Origin of the sequence: Pseudonocardia sp. Ae717_Ps2, assembly GCF_001932475.1 — a bacterium.
In the GTDB taxonomy this organism is placed as follows: Bacteria; Actinomycetota; Actinomycetes; order Mycobacteriales; family Pseudonocardiaceae; genus Pseudonocardia.
In genome coordinates, this window is the sequence record NZ_MCIS01000001.1 from 2,092,881 (window position 1) to 2,113,375 (window position 20,495).

Here is a 20,495-nt window from a genome sequence, read left to right on the forward strand (position 1 = left end):
CCGAGGGTCACCAGCCCCGTGACCGCCACTCGGGGATGCTCGGCCGCTCCGCCCCGAGCGTCGAGTCGTCACCGTGGCCCGGGTAGAACCAGGTGTCGTCGTCGAGCCGGTCGAACACCCGCTCCTCGAGGTCACTGATCAGCTGCGCGTTGTCCTCCGCCGACCAGGTCTTGCCCGGCCCACCCGGGAACAGGCTGTCCCCGGTGAACAGGTGCGGCCGGTCCTCCCCGCGGTAGAGCAGCGCCACCGAGCCCGGCGTGTGCCCGCGCAGGTGGATGACCTCCAGCTCGATCTCACCGAAGGCGATCGTGTCGCCGTGCTCGACGAACTCGTCCATCGGGGCGGGGAGCTCCGGCGCGTCCAGCGGGTGGGCGATCAGCCGCGGCTCGAACATGCCCGCGATCGCGCCCAGCGCCTGCCAGTGGTCGGCGTGGCGGTGGGTGGTGACCAGGTGGCGCAGGTCCGGGCGCTCGTCCGCGGCGCCGATGAGGTCGGCGATGCGGGTCGGCTCGGCCGCCGCGTCGATCAGCAGCGCCTCGTTGCTCTGCTTGCACACGAGCAGGTAGGCGTTGTTGTCCATCTCGCCGACCGAGATCTTGCTGATGCTCAGCCGCTCCAGGTCGCGGCGGATGGCCGCGCCGCCCGGCTCGGTGTGACCGGTGTAGTTCTCCAGGACGTCCACGAGCGGGAGGGTAGCGGCCCGTCCCGACATCCCGCGGTGGGGAGAACCCGCCGGTCGCACGCACGGGGCCGCTGACGGATCGAACAGGCGTGCGAGTACCGTGCGCGGTGGACCGACCGGCGCGTACCGAGGTGCATCCACCGCGCCGGACCACCGCCGGGCCCCGCTCACCGGGTTCCTGTCGGGGGTCGCACCTAGCATCGACGGCGGACGAGGGGACGAACCTCACCGGCCACGGGTGCCCGGTCCGGGAATGTCCGTCAGCCCGCGGGCGTCACAACCGGGTCCGACCCGGACGGCACCGCCACCCCAGGAGGCGCGCAACGTGAGCGACCACAGCACCGACCGCCGCGACGCCGGCACCGCCCTGTCCCCGGGCGCGTCGCCGGTCCCGGAGGGGCCGAAGCTGGTCGTGCGCGGTGCGCGCGAGCACAACCTGCAGGGCATCGACATCGACCTGCCCCGCGACAGCATGATCGTCTTCACCGGGCTGTCCGGGTCCGGCAAGTCCAGCCTCGCGTTCGACACGATCTTCGCCGAGGGGCAGCGGCGCTACGTCGAGTCCCTCTCGGCGTACGCGCGCCAGTTCCTCGGGCAGATGGACAAGCCCGACGTGGACTTCATCGAGGGCCTGTCCCCGGCGGTCTCGATCGACCAGAAGTCGACCAACCGCAACCCGCGCTCGACGGTCGGCACGATCACCGAGATCCACGACTACCTGCGGCTGCTCTACGCGCGCGCCGGCATCCCGCACTGCCCGACCTGCGGCGAGCGGATCGAGAAGCAGACCCCGCAGCAGATCGTCGACCAGGTGCTGGAGATGGAGCAGGGCAGCCGCTTCCAGGTGCTCGCGCCGGTCGTGCGGACCCGTAAGGGCGAGTTCGTCGACCTGTTCGGGAACCTGCAGGCCCAGGGCTACTCCCGCGTCCTCGTCGACGGCACGGTCCACCCGCTGTCGGACCCGCCGAAGCTGAAGAAGCAGGAGAAGCACGACATCGCCGTCGTCGTCGACCGGCTCTCGGTGAAGGCGACGGCCAAGCAGCGGCTCACCGACTCGGTGGAGACCGCGCTGCGGCTGGCCGACGGCCTGGTCGTGCTGGACTTCGTGGACCTGCCCGACGACGACCCGCAGCGCGAGCGCCGCTTCTCCGAGAAGATGGCCTGCCCGAACGGGCACACCCTCGCCGTCGACGACCTCGAGCCCCGCACCTTCTCCTTCAACTCGCCCTACGGCGCCTGCCCGGCCTGCTCCGGCATCGGCATCAAGAAGGAGGTCGACCCGGAGCTGGTCGTCCCCGACCCGGACCTGTCCCTCGGCGACGGCGCCATCGCGCCCTGGTCGTCCGGACACAACGCGGACTACTTCGGCCGGCTGCTGTCCGGCCTGGCCACCGCGGTCGGGTTCCGGATGGACACCCCCTGGCGCAAGCTCCCCGCCGCCGCGCAGAAGGCGGTCCTGCACGGCAGCGACGACCAGGTCCACGTGCGCTACCGCAACCGCTACGGCCGCGAGCGCTCGTACTACGCCAACTTCGAGGGCGTGATGCCGTTCCTCGAGCGTCGCCTGGAGCAGACCGAGTCCGAGTCGCAGCGGGAGCGCTACGAGGGCTACATGCGCGACATCCCCTGCCCGGCGTGCAACGGCGCCCGGCTGCGTCCCGAGGTGCTGTCGGTGACCCTGCCGCACCGCGACCTGGGGGAGCGGTCGATCGCGCAGGTGTCGAACATGTCGGTGGCCGAGTGCTCACAGTTCCTGAACGGCATGGTGCTCGACGACCGGCAGGCGATGATCGCCGGTGCGGTGCTCAAGGAGGTGCAGGCCCGGCTGGGCTTCCTGCTCGACGTCGGGCTGGACTACCTGTCGCTGGACCGTGCCGCGGGCACGCTGTCCGGTGGCGAGGCGCAGCGGATCCGGCTGGCCACCCAGATCGGCTCCGGCCTGGTCGGGGTCCTCTACGTGCTCGACGAGCCGTCGATCGGGCTGCACCAGCGCGACAACCGGCGGCTGATCGACACGTTGACCCGGCTCAAGGAGCTGGGGAACACGCTGATCGTCGTCGAGCACGACGAGGACACCATCCGCGCCTCGGACTGGGCGGTGGACATCGGCCCCGGCGCCGGCGAGCACGGCGGCCGCGTCGTGCACTCGGGCACCATCGCCGACCTGGAGTCGCACGACACCTCGCTGACCGGCGCCTACCTGTCCGGGCGCAAGTCGATCCCGCTGCCCGAGCGCCGGGTGCTCGACCACGACCGCAGGCTGACCATCGTCGGCGCGCGGGAGCACAACCTGCGCGGCATCGACGTCGACATCCCGCTCGGTGGCCTGGTGTCGATCACCGGGGTCTCCGGGTCCGGCAAGTCGACGCTGATCAACGACATCCTCGCCACGGTGCTGGCGAACCGGCTCAACGGCGCCCGCCAGGTCCCCGGCAGGCACACCCGGATCAACGGCGTCGACGAGCTCGACAAGCTCGTCCGGGTCGACCAGTCGCCGATCGGGCGGACCCCGCGGTCCAACCCGGCGACCTACACCGGCGTGTGGGACAAGGTCCGCAAGCTGTTCGCCGCGACCACCGAGGCGAAGGTCCGCGGCTACGCCGAGGGCCGCTTCTCCTTCAACGTCAAGGGTGGCCGCTGCGAGGCGTGCACCGGCGACGGCACGATCAAGATCGAGATGAACTTCCTGCCGGACGTCTACGTGCCGTGCGAGGTCTGCAAGGGGGCCCGGTACAACCGGGAGACCCTGGAGGTCCACTACAAGGGCAAGACCGTCGCCGACGTCCTGGACATGCCGATCGAGGAGGCCGCCGAGTTCTTCGAGCCGATCACCTCGATCGCCCGCTACCTGCGGACCCTGGTCGACGTCGGCCTCGGCTACGTCCGGCTCGGGCAGCCCGCGCCGACGCTGTCCGGCGGTGAGGCCCAGCGGGTCAAGCTCGCCAGCGAGCTGCAGAAGCGCAGCAACGGCCGCACCGTCTACATCCTCGACGAGCCGACCACCGGCCTGCACTTCGAGGACATCCGCAAGCTCCTCGCCGTCATCCAGGGGCTGGCGGACAAGGGCAACACGGTGATCGTGATCGAGCACAACCTCGACGTCATCAAGACCTCGGACTGGGTCATCGACATGGGCCCGGAGGGCGGCTCGGGCGGTGGCACCGTGGTGGCGCAGGGGACACCGGAGCAGATCGCGGCGCACCCCGACAGCCACACCGGCCGGTTCCTGCGTGATCTGGTCACCCCGGACCACACCCCGGTCACACCGGCCCGGCGGCGGGCCGCGTCGTCGAAGGGCAGTGGAAGCGGCACGGGGACCGCGGCCGCGGGCCGGTCGACGACCGCACGGCGAAGTCGGGCCAAGGCGGCCAGCGCGGGCTGAGCCCCGCCCCGGGCCGGGGTCCGCGCAGGTCCCGGTCCGACCCCGCGTTCCCGGCGCACCGGCGGCCTGTTACCCTCGGGAATGCGACCACCCGGGATCGCGTTGTCACGTGTGTTCCGGGCGTCAAGTGGAGCCCCGCTCCCACCCGTGCCGTGATCGTGACGGTGTCCGGGTCCATGGTCCGGCTTCACGGCAGAATTCTGTCGCGGGCCGATCAACGGGTCTTCGCTTGTCGTCGCCGGCGCAGCAGGTAGTAGCGACACAGCGAGTCACTCAGGAGACCCCATCAGCACAGAGCCCCGCATCAACGACCGCATCCGCGTGCCCGAGGTCCGCCTCGTGGGCCCGAACGGCGAGCAGGTCGGGATCGTGCGCATCGAGGACGCCCTCAAGCTGGCCCAGGACGCCGACCTCGACCTCGTCGAGGTCGCCGGCCAGGCCCGCCCGCCGGTCTGCAAGCTCATGGACTACGGAAAGTTCAAGTACGAGAGCGCGCAGAAGGCCCGGGAGTCCCGGCGCAACCAGCAGCTCACCGTGATCAAGGAGCAGAAGCTCCGGCCGAAGATCGACAAGCACGACTACGAGACGAAGCGCGGTCACGTCATCCGCTTCCTCGAAGGCGGCAACAAGGTCAAGGTCACGATCATGTTCCGTGGTCGCGAGCAGTCGCGTCCCGAGCTGGGCTACCGCCTGCTCCAGCGCCTGGCCGAGGACATCGGTGACATGGCCGTCGTCGAGGCCGCTCCGAAACAGGACGGCCGCAACATGACGATGGTGCTGGCACCGACGAAGAAGCCGGTCTCGCGCAAGACGACGGCCGCAGCCAGCTCCGACGCCCCGGCAGACGCCGAGGCGTGAGGTCCCACTCCCGTGTCCGGCCGCCGCCGGGCACGGGAGGGACACGCAGTACCCGCACCGACCCCCGGAACCTCGGGGGCCGACATCGAACGGATACGTCATGCCGAAGAACAAGACGCACAAGGGGACCGCGAAGCGCGTCCGCATCACCGGTGGCGGCAAGCTCATGCGCCAGCAGGCCGGGCTGCGGCACCGTCTCGAGGTCAAGTCGCGCAAGGAGAAGCGTGACCTGTCGGGCACCGTCGAGCTCGCCAAGGCCGATGTGAAGCGCGTCAAGAAGCTGCTCGGTCACTGACCTTCCGCCCCTTTCACGAACCCCGGCACGCCGCACCCCCACCGCGGTAGTGCCGGAGAAGCCCCAGGAGATACCCCATGGCACGCGTGAAGCGCTCCGTGAACGCCCAGAAGAAGCGCCGCACCACGCTCGAGTCGGCCGCCGGCTACCGCGGGCAGCGCTCGCGGCTGTACCGCAAGGCCAAGGAGCAGATGCTCCACTCGATGAACTACGCCTACCGGGACCGTCGCGCGCGCAAGGGCGACTTCCGGCAGCTGTGGATCACCCGCATCAACGCCGCGGCCCGCGCGAACGACATGACCTACAACCGGTTCATCCAGGGCCTCAAGGCCGCCGGTGTCGAGGTCGACCGCAAGAACCTCGCCGAGATCGCCGTGAGCGACCCGGCCGCCTTCGCCGCGCTCGTCGCGGTGGCGAAGGAGAACCTGCCGGTCGGCACCGAGCAGGGCTCCGCGGCCTGAGGTGACCCGGGGCGACATCGAGTCGCGCAGCGCCGGTGAGCGCTCCGCGGACTCCACGCCCGGCACCGAACGCACCCCCCGCGTCGCAGCGGCACGCAAGCTGCTGCGACGCGCGGGGCGCGATCGGGCCGGGCGTTTCCTCGTCGAGGGGGCCCAGGCCGTCCGTGAGGCCCTCGACGCCGTCACGGTGCACGAGCTGTTCGTCACCGCCGTCGCCGCCGCGCGCCACCCCGAGCTGGTCGAGGCCGCGGAGCGCTCCGGCGCCCGGGTGTCCCCGGTGACCGAGAAGGCCGCCGCGGCCCTGTCGGAGACGGTCACCCCGCAGGGGCTCGTCGCCGTCTGCGACCTGCTCGACGTGCCGGTGTCCGCCGCGCTGGCCGGGGTCCCCGGCTTCGTCACCGTCTGCGACGGCATCTCCGACCCCGGCAACGTCGGCACCGTGGTCCGGGTCGCCGACGCAGCCGGCTGCGACGCGGTCCTCCTCGCCGGGGACACCGTCGACCCGCACAACGGGAAGGCCGTCCGGGCCTCCACCGGCAGCGTGTTCCACCTGCCGCTGGCCCGCGACCGGGACGCCCCCGCCGTCGTCGAGATGTGCCGGGCGGCCGGGCTGACCACACTCGTCGCCGACGGGCACGGCGAGGTCGACCTGCACGACCCCGCCGTCACCCCGACCCTCGCCGGGCCGGTCGCCTGGATCCTCGGCAGTGAGGCGCACGGCCCGTCGGCCGAGGTGCACGACGCCGCCGACCACCGGGTCCGCGTCCCGATCCACGGCCGGGCCGAGTCGCTGAACCTCGCCACCGCCGCGGCGATCTGCCTGTACGCGACGGTCGCGGCCCGTGCGGGCGTCGCCCCGCAGCTGCCCCCGGCGCGCGGCTGAAACCCGCTCGCGGCCGCCCTCTACGATCGTGGGCACCATGAGTGAGAACGACACGGCGAGCCCTCTCGACCCGGACGTACTGAAGGCCGCGGTGGAGGCCGCCCGCACGGCGTTCGACGAGGCGGGCGACCTCGACGCGCTGGCCGCGGTGAAGCCCGCGCACCTCGGGGACCGCGCCCCGATCCCGATGGCGCGCCGGTCGCTGGGACAGCTGCCCGGTCCCGAGCGCGCCGACGCCGGCAAGCGGGTCAACGCCGCCCGCGTGGAGGCCCAGGCCGCGTTCGACGCGCGCCGCGAGGTCCTGCTCGCCGAGCGCGACGCCCGGGTGCTGGCCGAGGAGACCGTCGACGTCACCCTGCCCTGGGACCGTTGCCCGCGCGGCGCGCGCCACCCCATCACCCAGCTGTCCGAGCGGATCGCCGACATCTTCGTCGGGATGGGCTGGGAGGTCGCCGAGGGCCCCGAGGTCGAGGCGTCTTGGCTGAACTTCGACGCGCTCAACTTCGGCAAGGACCACCCGGCCCGCACCATGCAGGACACCTTCTACCTGGGTGACCCCGAGCGCGGGCAGGACTCGGGCACGGTGCTGCGCACGCACACCTCGCCGGTCCAGGTCCGGTCGCTGCTGGAGCGCGAGCTGCCGGTCTACGTCGCCTGCCCGGGCCGGACCTTCCGCACCGACGAGCTCGACGCCACCCACACCCCGGTGTTCCACCAGGTCGAGGGCCTCGCCGTCGACCGCGGGCTGACCATGGCCCACCTCAAGGGGACGCTCGACGCGTTCGCCCGCGCGGTGTTCGGCCCCGAGGCCGGGACCCGCATGCGACCGTCGTACTTCCCGTTCACCGAGCCCTCGGCCGAGGTGGACCTGTGGTTCCCGCAGAAGAAGGGCGGCCCCGGCTGGGTCGAGTGGGGCGGCTGCGGCATGGTCAACCCGAACGTCCTGCGCGCCTGCGGCGTCGACACCGAGGTGTACTCCGGGTTCGCCTTCGGCATGGGCATCGAGCGGACCCTCATGTTCCGCAACGGCATCCCGGACATGCGGGACATGGTCGAGGGCGACGTCCGCTTCTCGACCGCGTTCGGCGTCTGACCCGGCCCACCCCGCTTCCACACGAGGAGTTCTGAGCAGTGCGAGTGTCCGCGTCCTGGCTCGCCCGGCACATCGACCCGGCGGCGCTGCCCGCCGGGCCCGAGGCGATCGGCGACGCCTTCGTCCGGGTCGGGCTGGAGGTCGAGGACATCCACCCGGCCCCCGCGATCACCGGGCCGGTGACCGTCGCCCGCGTGCAGGAGATCGAGGAGCTCACCGAGTTCAAGAAGCCGATCCGGTACTGCCGGGTGGGCTTCGGAACCCAGGGCGACGGCACCGAACGTCACCGGTACGTCGTCTGCGGTGCGCGCAACTTCGCCGTCGGCGACCTCGTCGTCGTCACCGAGCCGGGTGCCGTGCTCCCCGGCGACTTCGCGATCGCCCAGCGCACGACCTACGGCAAGGTCTCCGACGGCATGATCGCCTCGGCGAAGGAGCTCGGCCTCGGCGCCGACACCGGCGGCATCCTCGTGCTCCCGCCCGGCACTGCCGAGCCCGGCGACGACGCGCTGGAGGGCCTCGGGCTCACCGAGCCCGTCGTCGAGCTCGCCGTCACCCCGGACCGGGGCTACTGCTTCGCCGTCCGCGGCCTCGCCCGCGAGCTCGCGACCTCGCTCGACGCCGACTACACCGACCCGGTCACCAGGGTCGCCGTCCCGGACACCACCGGCGACGCCTGGCCGGTCCGGCTCGCCGACACCGACGCCTGCCCGCGGTTCGTCGCGCGGCGGGTCGACGGCGTCGACCCGGCCGCGCCCAGTCCGTGGTGGATGCAGCGCGCGCTGCTCTCGGCCGGGATGCGCCCGATCTCGCTGGTCGTCGACGTCACCAACTACGTGATGCTCGACCTCGGCCAGCCGCTGCACGCCTACGACGCGTCCCGGCTGAGCGGCGCCATCGAGGTCCGCCGCGCGACGACGGGGGAGAAGCTGCAGACCCTCGACGGCCAGACCCGCGCCCTGGACCCCGACGACCTGCTCATCACCGACGACTCCGGCCCGATCGGGCTCGCCGGCGTGATGGGCGGGGCGTCCACCGAGATCCCCGCGCCGGAGGACCTCGCCGACGGCGCCCGGGTCGACGTCCTGCTGGAGGCCGCGCACTTCTCGCCGCCGGTGATCGCGCGCGCCGCACGCCGGCACAAGCTGCCCAGCGAGGCGTCCAAGCGGTTCGAGCGGGTCGTGGACCCGGCGCTCCCGCCGGTCGCGGCCGAGCGTGCCGCGCAGCTGCTCGTCGAGCTCGGCGGCGGCACCCTCGCCGACGGGCGCACCGACGAAGGCGGGGTCCCCGCCGTCGCGAGCGTGCGGATGCCGCTGTCGATGCCCGACCGCGTCGCCGGGGTCGAGTACCCGCGCGGGTCCACCGTGCGGCGCCTGACCCAGGTCGGCTGCGCGATCTCCCTGGACACCGGCGCCGGCGGGGAGGGTGTCGTCGTCGCGACCCCGCCGACCTGGCGCCCGGACCTCACCATGGCCGCCGACCTGGTGGAGGAGGTGCTGCGGCTGGAGGGCTACGACGCCATCCCGTCGGTGCTGCCCGCCGCCCCGGCAGGGCGTGGCCTGACCGCCGCCCAGCAGCGCCGCCGCGCGGTGTCCCGGGCCCTCGCCGAGGCGGGCCACGTCGAGGTGCTGCCGTTCCCGTTCGTCTCCGACGCCGTCTGGGACGACCTGGGCCTGGCTGCCGACGACGAGCGCCGCCGCACCGTCGCCGTCACCAACCCGCTCGACGCCGAGCGGTCCCGGCTCGCGACGACCCTGCTCCCCGGCCTGCTCGACATGCTGGTGCGCAACCGTTCCCGCGGCGCCGAGGACCTCGCGCTGTACGCGATCGCGCAGGTCGTGCAGCCGGGGGAGACCACCCCCGCGATGCCCGACCCGGCCGTGACCGGCCGTCCCTCCGACGAGGAGTACGCCGCCCTGCGCGCCGCGCTGCCCGACCAGCCCGTGCACGTCGGGATCGTCCTCGCCGGGAACCGTGAGCCGCGCGGCTGGTGGGGCCCGGGCCGTCCGGCGTCCTGGTCCGACGCCGTCGAGGCGGCCCGGCTGACCGGCGCCGCCGCCGGGGTGGAGCTGCGGCCGCGCCGCGCCGAGCGGGCACCGTGGCACCCCGGCCGGTGCGCCGAGCTCGTCCTGGTCGACGCGGCCGGGACCGACACCGTCGTCGGGTACGCCGGTGAGCTGCACCCCAAGGTCGTCGAGGCGCTGGGGCTGCCGGCCCGCACCGCCGCGGCCGAGATCGACCTCGACGCGATCCCGCTGCGGGAGAACCTGCCGGTGCCGCGGGTGTCGGCGTTCCCGCCGGTCGCGGTGGACGTCGCGCTGGTCGCCGACGAGTCGGTCCCGGCGGCGGACCTCGCCGACGCGCTCACCGCGGGCGCGGGGGAGCTGCTGGAGTCGGTGCGGCTGTTCGACGTCTACACCGGTGACCAGGTCGGACAGGGGCGCCGTTCGCTGGCGTTCTCGCTGCGCCTGCGCGCCTCGGACCGCACGCTGACCAGCGAGGAGGCGAACGCCGCCCGCGACGCGGCGGTCGCCGAGGCCACGGCCCGGCACGGGGCCGCGCTGCGCTGAGTCCGGGCCCGCAGCGGTCCGTGCCGCGCCGGCCCCGGCCGGCTCAGCGCGGGACCGCCGCGGCCGCGGCCACCGCCGCGGCCCGCCACTGGTCCCGGGACGGGGTCCGCCCCGCAACCGCCACCGTCACGAGGTACCGGGCGGTGGGCAGCTGCAGGGTCGGCCCGGCGACGGTGTCGAGCACCGTCGCCGAGGTCCCCGCCGGCAGCCCGGTCACCGCGCTGCCGTGCCGCGCGGCGGCCACGTAGCCGGCAGGGGTGCTCCGGTTGGTCGTGTAGGCGTTCACCGACACCGTCACGCCGTCGGCGAGCGCGAAACAGGCCCGGGTGCGGGTGCCGTCGGTGCGGGTGACCACGGCGTTCGTCGCCGGCGCGACCGGTGGGCCGCCCAGCAACCCGGTCAGCGTCGCACGGTCGAGCAGGCACTCGTCGGCCACCACGTCGGAGGTCAGCGGGGCCGGTGCGGCCGGCGCGGCGGCCCGCGTGGGAGCGGCGCGCGCCGCGTCCGGTGCGGGCCGGGCCCGGCCGTCCGGGACACGGGACGCACCGTCCCCGACCGGCACCGGCGGCACCGTGCGGGCCGTGCCGTCCCCGCCGTCCCCGCCGTCCCCGCCGTCGGGGAGACCGGACGAGGGCGGAACCGGGACGGGCGGGACCGTCGTCGTCGGACGGCCGTCGGTGGTCGGGGCGGCGAGCGGCCCGTTCGACAGCGGCCCCGGCACCGTGAACGACGTCGGCGGCCGCCGCGTGGGCTCCACCGGAGCCGCCGCGGTCGAGGGCAGCGCTGGCCCCTGTCCGGTGGGCCACGGCGTCCCGGCCACGGTCGAGGCGCACCCGCCGAGCAGCCCCGCGAGCACCGCCGTGACCACCGCGGTGACCGCCGCCGTCGGGGTCGCCGACCGTCCCCGGGCAGGCGTTCCCGCGCCCGGTCCCACCCCGCGTGTCACCCGTCGCCGCACCCGCGGGAAACTAGGCGCCGGACGTGCCCGCCGGGCCCGGTTCCGCCCCGCCCGGTCGCGATCGCGAATCCCGATTGCATGGCTTTGCGTGGCCGTGCATACTCATCCACGTGGTACGCATCGCAGTGGCGGGAGCCAGTGGCTACGCCGGGGGAGAGCTCCTCCGGCTGCTGCTCGCACATCCCGAGGTGGAGATCGGCGCCCTCACGGCCGGCGGGAACGCGGGCACGCGTCTGGGCGAGCACCAGCCGCACCTGGCCCCGCTCGCGGACCGCGTCCTGGGCGAGAGCACGGCGGAGAACCTCGCCGGACACGACGCGGTGTTCCTGGCCCTGCCGCACGGCAAGTCCGCCGAGCTGGCGGCGCAGCTGGGGCCGGACACCCTCGTCGTGGACTGCGGGGCGGACCACCGCCTGACCGACCCGGCCGCCTGGGACCGGTGGTACGGCGGCGAGCACGCCGGGCACTGGCCCTACGGGCTGCCCGAGCTGCCCGGCGCCCGGGCGTCGCTGACCGGCACCAGGCGCGTCGCGGTGCCCGGCTGCTACCCGACCGGGACCAGCCTCGCGCTGGTCCCCGCGCTGGTCGCCGGCCTGGTCGCCCCCGAGGTCGTGATCACCGCGGTCACCGGCACCTCCGGTGCGGGCAAGTCGCTCAAGCCGCACCTGCTGGGCGCGGAGGTCATGGGGTCGCTGTCGGCGTACGGCGTCGGCGGTGTGCACCGGCACACCCCCGAGATCGCGCAGAACCTGTCCGCCGCGCTCGGCTCGCCCGTCTCGGTCAGCTTCACCCCGGTGCTCGCGCCGCTGCCGCGCGGCATCCTCGCCTCCTGCTCGGCCCTGCTGGCCGACCCGGCGACCGATGCGGCCGCGGTCCGGTCGGTCTACGAGAAGGCCTACGCCGACGAGCCGTTCGTGCACCTGCTGCCGGAGGGCCAGTGGCCCACCACGGCGCAGACCCTGGGCTCCAACAACGTCGCGCTGCAGGTCACCGTCGACGCCGACGCGGGCCGCCTCGTCGTCGTCTCGGCGATCGACAACCTGACCAAGGGCACCGCGGGCGGCGCCGTCCAGTGCATGAACCTGGCCCTCGGTCTGCCCGAGACCACCGGCCTGCCGACGACGGGAGTGGCGCCGTGAGCGTGACCGCAGCGAAGGGCTTCCGGGCCGCCGGGATCGCCGCCGGGATCAAGAAGTCCGGGCGGGCCGACCTGGCGCTCGTGGTGAACGACGGCCCGCGCACCGAGGCCGCCGGGGTCTTCACCCGCAACAAGGTCAAGGCCGCTCCCGTCCTGTGGTCGCAGCAGGTGCTGACCACCGGCTCGCTGCGCGCGGTGGTCCTCAACTCCGGCGGGGCGAACGCCTGCACCGGGGCCGAGGGCTTCCAGACGGCGCACGCCACCGCGGAGCAGGCCGCCGAGGTACTCGGCTGCGGTGCGATCGACGTCGCCGTGTGCTCCACCGGCCTCATCGGCGAGCAGCTCCCGCGGGAGACCCTGCTCGCCGGGGTCCGGACGGCCGCCGGGGAGCTGGCGTCGGGGCCCGAGGCCGGGTCCGCCGTCGCCGGCGCGATCATGACGACCGACACCGTCCCGAAGGAGTCCGTCGTCACCGATCCGGCCGGCTGGACCGTCGGGGGCACGACCAAGGGCGCCGGGATGATCGCCCCGTCGATGGCGACAATGCTCAGCGTGCTCACCACCGACGCGGTGCTCGACCGGGCGACGCTCGACGCCGCGCTGCGCGAGGCCGTCCGCTACAGCTTCGACCGGCTCGACGTCGACGGCTCGATGTCCACCAACGACACCGTGCTGGTGCTGGCCTCCGGCGCGTCCGGCGTCGAGGCCGACCCGGCGGTGTTCACCGCCGCGCTCACCCGCGTGTGCCGTGACCTCGCCGAGCAGATGCAGGCCGACGCCGAGGGCGTCACCAAGCGCATCACCGTGCGGGTCACCGGCGCCGCCTCCGAGGACGACGCGGTGACCGTCGCCCGCACGATCGCCCGCGACTCCCTGGTGAAGACCGCGATGTTCGGATCCGACCCCAACTGGGGCCGGGTCGCGGCCGCCGCCGGGTACGCCGACGCCGAGCTCGACCCCGAGCACCTCGACGTCACGATCAACGGCGTGCTGCTGTGCAAGGGCGCGGCCGTGGCCGGGGACCGGGCCGACTGCGACCTGTCCGGGAAGGACGTCCTGATCGAGGTCGGGCTGGGTCTGTCCGGCGGGGCCGAGGGACACACCGCGGAGATCAGGACCACCGACCTGTCACACGCCTACGTGGAGGAGAACAGTGCCTACTCCTCCTGAGCCGGTCGCCCCGGACGCGCTGCCCCAGCCGCAGATCGCGCGGTCCCCGGAGACCCCGGCCCGACTGAAGCGGGCGGGGGAGAAGGCGGGCGTGCTCGCCGAGGCGCTGCCCTGGCTGCAGCGGTTCCACGGCCGGATCGTCGTCGTCAAGTACGGCGGGAACGCCATGATCGACGAGGAGCTGAAGCAGGCCTTCGCCCGGGACATGGTGTTCCTGCGGCTCGCCGGCATCCACCCGGTCGTCGTGCACGGCGGCGGGCCACAGATCTCGGCCATGCTGAAGCGGCTCGGCATGCCCGGCGAGTTCCGCGGAGGCCTGCGCGTCACCACCCCGGAGACGATGGAGATCGTCCGGATGGTGCTGTTCGGCCAGGTCGGGCGCGAGCTCGTCGGGCTGATCAACGTCCACGGCCCGTTCGCCGTCGGGTTGTCCGGGGAGGACGCAGGACTGTTCACCGCCGAGAAGCGCACCGCGCTCGTCGGCGGCGAGCCCGTCGACATCGGCCTGGTCGGCGACGTCACGAAGGTCAACCCGGACGCGGTGCTGGACATCATCGCCGCGGGCCGCATCCCGGTCGTCGCGGGGGTCGCGCCGGACGCCGACGGCCAGGTCCACAACATCAACGCCGACAGCGCCGCCGCGGCGCTGGCCGGTGCGCTGGACGCCGCGAAGCTCGTGGTGCTCACCGACGTCGAGGGTCTCTACGCGAACTACCCCGACCCGGAGTCGATCATCACCTCGTTGACGGCGGACCAGCTGGAGCCGATGCTGCCCCGCCTGGAGAGCGGCATGGCCCCGAAGATGGAGGCCTGCCTGCGCGCCGTGCGCTCGGGCGTCGGACAGGCCCATGTGATCGACGGGCGGGTGCCGCACTCGGTCCTGCTCGAGGTGTTCACGCACGAGGGCGTCGGCACGATGGTGCTGCCGGACGCCCCCGGTGCCACGGCTGGGGGAACGACATGAACACGCACGCGCAGCGGTGGCAGGCCGCCCTGATGAACAACTACGGGATCCCGCCGCTGACCCTGGTCCGCGGCGAGGGCGCCCGGGTGTGGGACGCCGAGGGTCGCGCCTACCTGGACCTGTATGCGGGGCTCGCGGTCAACGCGCTCGGGCATGCGCACCCGGCCGTCGTCGAGGCGGTGTCCGAGCAGGTCCGCACCCTCGGCCACACCTCGAACTTCTTCATCACCGAGCCCGCGCTGCAGCTCGCCGAGCGGCTGCAGGCACTGCTCGGCCGCGACGACGCCCGCACCCTGCTCTGCAACTCCGGCACCGAGGCCAACGAGGCCGCCTTCAAGATCGCCCGCCGGACGGGCAGGCCGGAGATCATCGCCTGTGAGGGCGCGTTCCACGGCCGCACGATGGGCGCGCTCGCGCTGACCGGGCAGCCCGCCAAGCGGGCCCCGTTCGAGCCGATGCCCGCCGGGGTGAGGCACATCCCGTTCGGTGACGTCGCCGCAATCGACGCCGCGGTGACCGAGCGGACCGCCGCGGTGGTCCTGGAGCCGATCCTCGGCGAGGCCGGCGTGATCGTGCCTCCCGAGGGGTACCTGGCGCAGGCCCGGCGGATCACCGCCGAGCGCGGCGCGCTGCTCGTCCTCGACGAGGTGCAGACCGGCATCGGCCGCACCGGGTACTGGTTCGCCCACCAGGCGCACGGCGTCCTCCCGGACGTGGTCACCCTGGCCAAGGGCCTCGGTGGCGGCCTCCCGATCGGTGCCTGCATCGGGCTCGGCGCCGCCGCAGCCCTGCTCGAGCCCGGGCAGCACGGCACCACCTTCGGCGGCAACCCGGTGACCTGCGCCGCGGCGCTCGCCGTGCTCGACACGGTCGCGGCCGAGGGTCTGCTCGGCCACGTCGACCGGCTCGGCAAGGAGATCCGCAGCCGGATCGACGGTCTCGGCCACCCCCTCGTGGGCGACGTGTCCGGCGCCGGCCTGCACATCGGCATCGGCCTCACCGCGCCGGTCGCCGCGCAGGCCGCCGCGGCCGCCCGCGACGCCGGGTTCCTGATCAACAACGCCACCCCGGACCGGCTGCGGCTGGCCCCGGCCCTGACCCTGACCGACGACGAGGCCGAGGAGTTCCTGACGGCCTTCCCGGCGTTCCTCGACGCCGCCGCGGCCCAGCACGAGGGGCAGGGGAGCTGATGGTCCGCCACCTGCTGCGGGACGACGACCTGACCCCGGCCGAGCAGGCCGATGTCCTCGATCTCGCCGACCGGCTCAAGGTCGACCCCTTCGCCGAGAGCCCGCTGGCCGGCCCGCGTGCGGTGGGGGTCGTGTTCGACAAGTCCTCCACCCGCACCCGGGTGTCGTTCGAGGCCGGGATCACCCAGCTCGGTGGCACCGCGATCATCCTCGACGGCACGACCAGCCAGCTCGGGCGCGGCGAGACGATCTCCGACACCGCCCGGGTGCTGTCGCGCTACCTCGACGCGATCGTGTGGCGCACCAGCGGCCAGGAACGGATCGAGGAGATGGCCGCCGCGGCGACCGTGCCGGTGGTCAACGCGCTGACCGACACGTTCCACCCGTGCCAGATCCTGGCGGACCTGCAGACCGTGCGGGAGCGCTTCGGCCGCCTCGCCGGGCTCACCCTGACCTACCTCGGCGACGGCGCGAACAACATCGCCCACTCGCTGCTGCTCGGCGGGGCCACCGCCGGGCTGCACGTGCGGATCGCCGCGCCCGCCGGGTTCACCCCCGACGACGACGTGCTCCGCGACGCGAAGGCCCGGGCCGAGCAGACCGGCGGTTCGGTCGCACTCGTCGCGGACCCGGTGGCCGCCGTGGCGGGGGCCCAGGTCGTCGTCACCGACACCTGGACCTCGATGGGCCAGGAGGACGACGGCCTGGACCGGGTCGCGCCGTTCCGGCCGTACCAGGTCAACGCCGCCCTGCTGGAGCACGCCGCGCCGGACGCGATCGTGCTGCACTGCCTGCCGGCCCACCGCGGCGACGAGATCACCGACGAGGTCCTCGACGGCCCGGCCAGCGCCGTCTGGGACGAGGCCGAGAACCGGCTGCACGCGCAGAAGGCGCTGCTCGCCTGGCTCCTGCGGCATGGGTGAGACCGACCGCGACCGGAGGAACCCGGTCAACCGGGCCCGACGGCAGGCCGCCGTCATCGACGTGATCTGGAACCACCAGCTGAGCAGCCAGGTCGAGATCATCGGACTGCTCCACGAGCGGCACGGCATCGAGACGACCCAGGCCACGCTGTCGCGGGACCTCGACGAGCTCGGTGCGGTGAAGCTGCGCGGCGCCGACGGCGGGCAGCCGGTCTACCGCATCCCCGAGGACGGCAGCCCCGTGCGCGGCGTCGAGGGCGGCACCGGCCGGGTGGCCCGGTTGCTGGGGGAGCTGCTCGTGTCCGCCGACGCGAGTGGGAACCTGGCCGTCCTGCGTACCCCGCCGGGCGCGGCGCACTACCTCGCGAGCGCGCTCGACCGGGCCGCACTGCACGACGTCGTCGGCACCATCGCCGGGGACGACACGGTCATCGTCGTCGCCCGTGAGCCCCTCACCGGGGCGGAGCTGGCCGAGCGGCTGCAGGACCTGTCCCGGAGGGCCCACGCGGCCACCGGGGCGCACGACGAACGAGAAGGAGACCCGACATGACCGACGCGGACCCCCGACGGGGCGCGGTCGCCGGTGGCGGAGCGCTGTGGGGTGGCCGGTTCGCGTCCGGTCCGGCCGATGCGCTCGCGGCGCTGTCGAAGTCCACCCACTTCGACTGGGCACTGGCCCCCTACGACATCCGCGGCTCGAAGGCGCACGCCCGGGTCCTGCACCGCGCCGGTCTGCTGACCGACGAGGAGCTGTCGGGGATGCACAAGGCACTCGACGAGCTCGCCGCCGATGTCGCCTCCGGGGCGTTCGGCCCCGACCCGGGCGACGAGGACGTGCACACCGCACTCGAGCGCGGCCTGATCGAGCGGGCGGGTGCCGACCTGGGCGGGAAGCTGCGGGCCGGTCGCTCGCGCAACGACCAGGTCGCCACCCAGTTCCGGATGTGGCTGCGCGACGCCGTGCGGCGGGTCGGTTCCGGTGTGCTCGACGTCGTCGACGCACTCGTCGACCAGGCGCAGGCGCACCCCGACGCCCCGATGCCCGGCCGCACGCACCTGCAGCACGCGCAGCCGGTGCTGCTCGGCCACCAGCTCGCCGCGCACGCCCAGGCCCTGCTGCGCGACGTCGACCGGCTGGCCGACTGGGACCGGCGCAGCGCCTGGTCGCCGTACGGCTCCGGCGCGCTCGCCGGTTCCTCGCTCGGGCTCGACCCGGAGGCCGTCGCCGCCGAGCTCGGCTTCACCGGGTCCTCGGCCAACTCGATCGACGGGACCGCCGCGCGCGACTTCGCGGCCGAGGCCGCGTTCGTCCTCGCGATGATCGGCGTCGACCTGTCGCGGCTGTCGGAGGAGGTCATCCTCTGGGCGACGGCCGAGTTCGGCTACGTCACCCTCGACGACGCGTTCTCCACCGGCAGCTCGATCATGCCGCAGAAGAAGAACCCCGACGTGGCCGAGCTGGCACGTGGGAAGTCCGGCCGGCTGGTCGGCAACCTCGCCGGGCTCATGACCACCCTCAAGGGGCTCCCGCTGGCCTACAACCGGGATCTGCAGGAGGACAAGGAGCCGCTGTTCGACTCGGTCGCGCAGCTGGAGCTCCTGCTCCCCGCGGTCGCCGGGATGGTGGCCACCCTGACCTTCCACACCGAGCGGCTCGCCGAGCTGGCCCCGGCCGGGTTCACCCTGGCCACCGACGTCGCCGAGTGGCTCGTCCGGCAGGGCGTGCCGTTCCGGGTGGCCCACGAGGCCGCGGGCGGCTGCGTCCGCGCCGCCGAGGCCCGCGGCGTCGGACTGGAGGACCTGACCGACGCCGAGCTGGCCGCCGTGCACCCGGCACTGGACCCGAGTGTGCGCGAGGTACTGACCGTGGAAGGCTCCATCGCGTCGCGGAACGCCCGCGGTGGGACGGCCGGCGACCGGGTCGCCGAGCAGCTCACCGACCTGCGTACCGCGGTCGGAGCAGCGCGAGAGTTCACCGGAGGAACCGCATGACCGACCCTGCCGCAGCCTACGAGGAGCTCAAGGCCGCCGGCCTGAAGCTCGACCTGACGCGGGGCAAGCCGTCCGCGCAGCAGCTGGACCTGTCCCACGAGCTGCTCGGCCTGCCGGGCGCGGGACAGTTCCGCGCGGCCGACGGCACCGACATCCGCAACTACGGCGGCGGCCAGGGTCTGCCCGAGCTGCGCGAGATCTTCGCGCCGTCGCTCCAGGTCCCGGTCGGGCAGCTGGTGGCGGCCAACAACTCCAGCCTCGAGCTCATGCACGACACCCTCGTGCACGCGCTGCTGACCGCGCTGCCCGGCGCCCCGACCCGCTGGGTCGACGCCGGCCGCGTGGCGTTCATCGCCCCGGTCCCCGGTTACGACCGGCACTACGGCGTGTGCGAGCGCCTGGGGATCGACGTGGTCACCGTCGGCATGACCGCCGACGGCCCCGACATGGACGAGGTCGAGCGGCTCGTCGCCGAGGACCCGTCGATCAAGGGCATCTGGTGCGTGCCGAAGTACTCGAACCCCGACGGCGTCGTCTACTCCGACGAGGTCGTGCGCCGGTTGGCCACCATGCCGACCGCCGCCCCGGACTTCCGGATCATGTGGGACAACGCCTACGCGGTGCACCACCTGACCACCGAGGAGATCGAGATCGCCGACGTCCTCGCGCTCGCGGCCGAGGCGGGCAACCCGGACCGGCCGTTCGTCTTCGGGTCCACCTCGAAGATCACCCTCGCCGGTGCGGGCGTCGCGTTCTTCGGTGCCTCGCAGGCGAACGTCGACTGGTGGCTGAAGCTGGCGTCGAAGAAGACGATCGGCCCGGACAAGGTCAACCACCTCCGTCATGCGCTGTTCCTCAAGGACGCCGCCGGGCTGCGTGCGCACATGGCCGCGCACCGCGAGCTGATCGCCCCGAAGTTCGCCGCGGTCGATCGTCTGCTGACCGAGGCGTTCGCCGACGTCGACGGCGTGACCTGGACGAAGCCGAAGGGCGGCTACTTCGTGAGCCTGACCGTCCCGGACGGCCTCGCCTCGGAGGTCGTGCGCCTGGCCAAGGAGGCGGGCATCGTCCTGACCCCGGCCGGTGCGACGCACCCCTACGGCAAGGACCCGCAGGACGCGACCATCCGTCTCGCCCCGACCCTGCCCCCGCTCGACGAGGTCGAGAAGGCCATGGCCGGTGTCGTGACCTGCGTGCAGCTGGCGCTCGCGCGCCGCTGATGGCGGACGACGACCACACGGCGGGGCCCGGCCGGGACGACCGGCCGGGCCCCGCCGGTCTGCTGGACCGTTCGGTGCTGGCCGTCGACGTCCTGCCCGCCGCGCGACGCCTGCTCGGCTGCGTCCTCGATGCCGACACCCCCGACGGCACGGTCGCGGTGCGGCTGGTCGAGGTGGAGGCCTACCGGGGCCGCGATGACCCCGCGTCGCACTGCTACCGCGGCCGGACCCCGCGCAACGCGGTGATGTTCGGCCCGCCCGGCCACCTGTACGTCTACTTCGTCTACGGCATGCACTTCTGCGCGAACGTGTCGTGCCTGCCCGACGGCGAGCCGGGCGCTGTCCTGCTGCGCGCCGGCGAGCTGCTCACCGACCCGGGGGTGGCCCGCCAGCGCCGGCCCACCGCCCGCCGCGACGCCGACCTGGCCCGCGGACCCGCACGGCTGGCCGCGCTCCTCGGGCTGCGTCGCGAGGACGACGGGACCGACGTCACCGACCCGGCCTCCCGGGTACGGCTGCGAATGGGGCCCCCGCTCGGTCCGGAGATCGTCCGGTCCGGACCCCGGGTGGGCGTCGCCGCGGCGGTCGAGCTGCCGTGGCGGTACTGGGTCGACGGCTCGCCCGCGGTCAGCCCGTACCGGGCCGGGACGCGCCGTCGTCGCAGCGCCTGAGGAACCCGCGTGCACGCGCCGCGGCGGCCCGACCAAGATGGGCAC

The 20,495-nt window shown here is 73.8% G+C and carries 18 protein-coding genes; 16 read left to right on the top strand and 2 right to left on the bottom strand.

The window, feature by feature from the left end; genetic code table 11:
- Positions 1-7: 7 nt before the first annotated feature.
- Complete coding sequence (locus tag Ae717Ps2_RS10005; RefSeq protein WP_060712357.1) at positions 8-682, bottom strand: MBL fold metallo-hydrolase; 675 nt, start codon at positions 680-682, stop codon at positions 8-10.
- Positions 683-1,049: 367 nt separating this feature from the next.
- On the opposite strand from Ae717Ps2_RS10005, the gene uvrA reads away from it, so the two are divergent.
- The 7 genes from uvrA to pheT all read left to right on the top strand — a co-directional run bounded on the left by uvrA (position 1,050) and on the right by pheT (position 10,224).
- Positions 1,050-4,064 carry an excinuclease ABC subunit UvrA gene (gene uvrA, locus Ae717Ps2_RS10010; RefSeq protein WP_075311666.1) on the top strand — a complete coding sequence of 1,005 codons (3,015 nt, stop codon included), beginning with the start codon at positions 1,050-1,052 and terminating at the stop codon, positions 4,062-4,064.
- Positions 4,065-4,385: 321 nt separating this feature from the next.
- Entirely contained in the window at positions 4,386-4,922 is a 537-nt protein-coding gene (gene infC / locus Ae717Ps2_RS10015; protein ID WP_020623394.1) for a translation initiation factor IF-3, read from the top strand.
- 100 nt (positions 4,923-5,022) lie between these two features.
- Positions 5,023-5,217: a 50S ribosomal protein L35 gene (rpmI, locus tag Ae717Ps2_RS10020; protein ID WP_020623393.1), complete on the top strand. Its 195-nt coding sequence runs from the start codon at positions 5,023-5,025 to the stop codon at positions 5,215-5,217.
- 77 nt (positions 5,218-5,294) lie between these two features.
- Positions 5,295-5,678: a 50S ribosomal protein L20 gene (gene rplT, locus Ae717Ps2_RS10025; protein ID WP_020623392.1), complete on the top strand. Its 384-nt coding sequence runs from the start codon at positions 5,295-5,297 to the stop codon at positions 5,676-5,678.
- A 1-nt stretch (position 5,679) separates the two neighbouring features.
- Positions 5,680-6,561 (top strand): RNA methyltransferase, encoded by an 882-nt coding sequence (locus Ae717Ps2_RS10030; protein WP_337819500.1) that lies wholly within the window; start codon positions 5,680-5,682, stop codon positions 6,559-6,561.
- Between the two features lie 37 nt (positions 6,562-6,598).
- Positions 6,599-7,654, top strand: coding sequence for a phenylalanine--tRNA ligase subunit alpha (gene pheS, locus Ae717Ps2_RS10035; RefSeq protein WP_075305853.1), 1,056 nt, complete (start codon positions 6,599-6,601; stop codon positions 7,652-7,654).
- Positions 7,655-7,692: 38 nt separating this feature from the next.
- Positions 7,693-10,224 (top strand): phenylalanine--tRNA ligase subunit beta, encoded by a 2,532-nt coding sequence (gene pheT, locus Ae717Ps2_RS10040; protein ID WP_075305855.1) that lies wholly within the window; start codon positions 7,693-7,695, stop codon positions 10,222-10,224.
- A gap of 43 nt (positions 10,225-10,267) precedes the next feature.
- On the opposite strand, the gene Ae717Ps2_RS10045 is transcribed toward pheT, so the two are convergent.
- Entirely contained in the window at positions 10,268-11,092 is an 825-nt protein-coding gene (locus tag Ae717Ps2_RS10045; RefSeq protein ID WP_075333262.1) for a hypothetical protein, read from the bottom strand.
- 194 nt (positions 11,093-11,286) lie between these two features.
- Here Ae717Ps2_RS10045 and argC point away from each other — a divergent pair, with 194 nt between their 5' ends.
- The 9 genes from argC to Ae717Ps2_RS10090 are packed head-to-tail and all read left to right on the top strand — an operon-like array spanning position 11,287 to position 20,450.
- A complete protein-coding gene (argC, locus tag Ae717Ps2_RS10050; RefSeq protein WP_170917146.1) occupies positions 11,287-12,321 on the top strand; it encodes an N-acetyl-gamma-glutamyl-phosphate reductase in 1,035 nt (344 codons plus the stop codon).
- Positions 12,318-13,490 (top strand): bifunctional glutamate N-acetyltransferase/amino-acid acetyltransferase ArgJ, encoded by a 1,173-nt coding sequence (gene argJ, locus Ae717Ps2_RS10055; RefSeq protein ID WP_020623713.1) that lies wholly within the window; start codon positions 12,318-12,320, stop codon positions 13,488-13,490. Before argC ends, argJ begins: the two co-directional genes overlap by 4 nt.
- 34 nt (positions 13,491-13,524) lie before the next feature.
- Positions 13,525-14,454: an acetylglutamate kinase gene (gene argB, locus Ae717Ps2_RS10060; RefSeq protein WP_075311670.1), complete on the top strand. Its 930-nt coding sequence runs from the start codon at positions 13,525-13,527 to the stop codon at positions 14,452-14,454.
- Entirely contained in the window at positions 14,451-15,644 is a 1,194-nt protein-coding gene (locus tag Ae717Ps2_RS10065) for an acetylornithine transaminase (protein WP_075305859.1), read from the top strand. Before argB ends, Ae717Ps2_RS10065 begins: the two co-directional genes overlap by 4 nt.
- Positions 15,644-16,567 (top strand): ornithine carbamoyltransferase, encoded by a 924-nt coding sequence (argF, locus tag Ae717Ps2_RS10070; RefSeq protein WP_075333263.1) that lies wholly within the window; start codon positions 15,644-15,646, stop codon positions 16,565-16,567. Before Ae717Ps2_RS10065 ends, argF begins: the two co-directional genes overlap by 1 nt.
- Positions 16,560-17,117: an arginine repressor gene (locus Ae717Ps2_RS10075; protein WP_020623717.1), complete on the top strand. Its 558-nt coding sequence runs from the start codon at positions 16,560-16,562 to the stop codon at positions 17,115-17,117. The genes argF and Ae717Ps2_RS10075 overlap by 8 nt, the downstream gene beginning before the upstream one ends.
- Positions 17,114-18,559: an argininosuccinate lyase gene (gene argH / locus Ae717Ps2_RS10080; protein WP_020623718.1), complete on the top strand. Its 1,446-nt coding sequence runs from the start codon at positions 17,114-17,116 to the stop codon at positions 18,557-18,559. Before Ae717Ps2_RS10075 ends, argH begins: the two co-directional genes overlap by 4 nt.
- Entirely contained in the window at positions 18,556-19,779 is a 1,224-nt protein-coding gene (locus tag Ae717Ps2_RS10085) for an aminotransferase class I/II-fold pyridoxal phosphate-dependent enzyme (protein ID WP_075305860.1), read from the top strand. The genes argH and Ae717Ps2_RS10085 overlap by 4 nt, the downstream gene beginning before the upstream one ends.
- Positions 19,779-20,450 (top strand): DNA-3-methyladenine glycosylase, encoded by a 672-nt coding sequence (locus tag Ae717Ps2_RS10090; RefSeq protein WP_083702315.1) that lies wholly within the window; start codon positions 19,779-19,781, stop codon positions 20,448-20,450. The genes Ae717Ps2_RS10085 and Ae717Ps2_RS10090 overlap by 1 nt, the downstream gene beginning before the upstream one ends.
- Positions 20,451-20,495 lie beyond the last annotated feature (45 nt).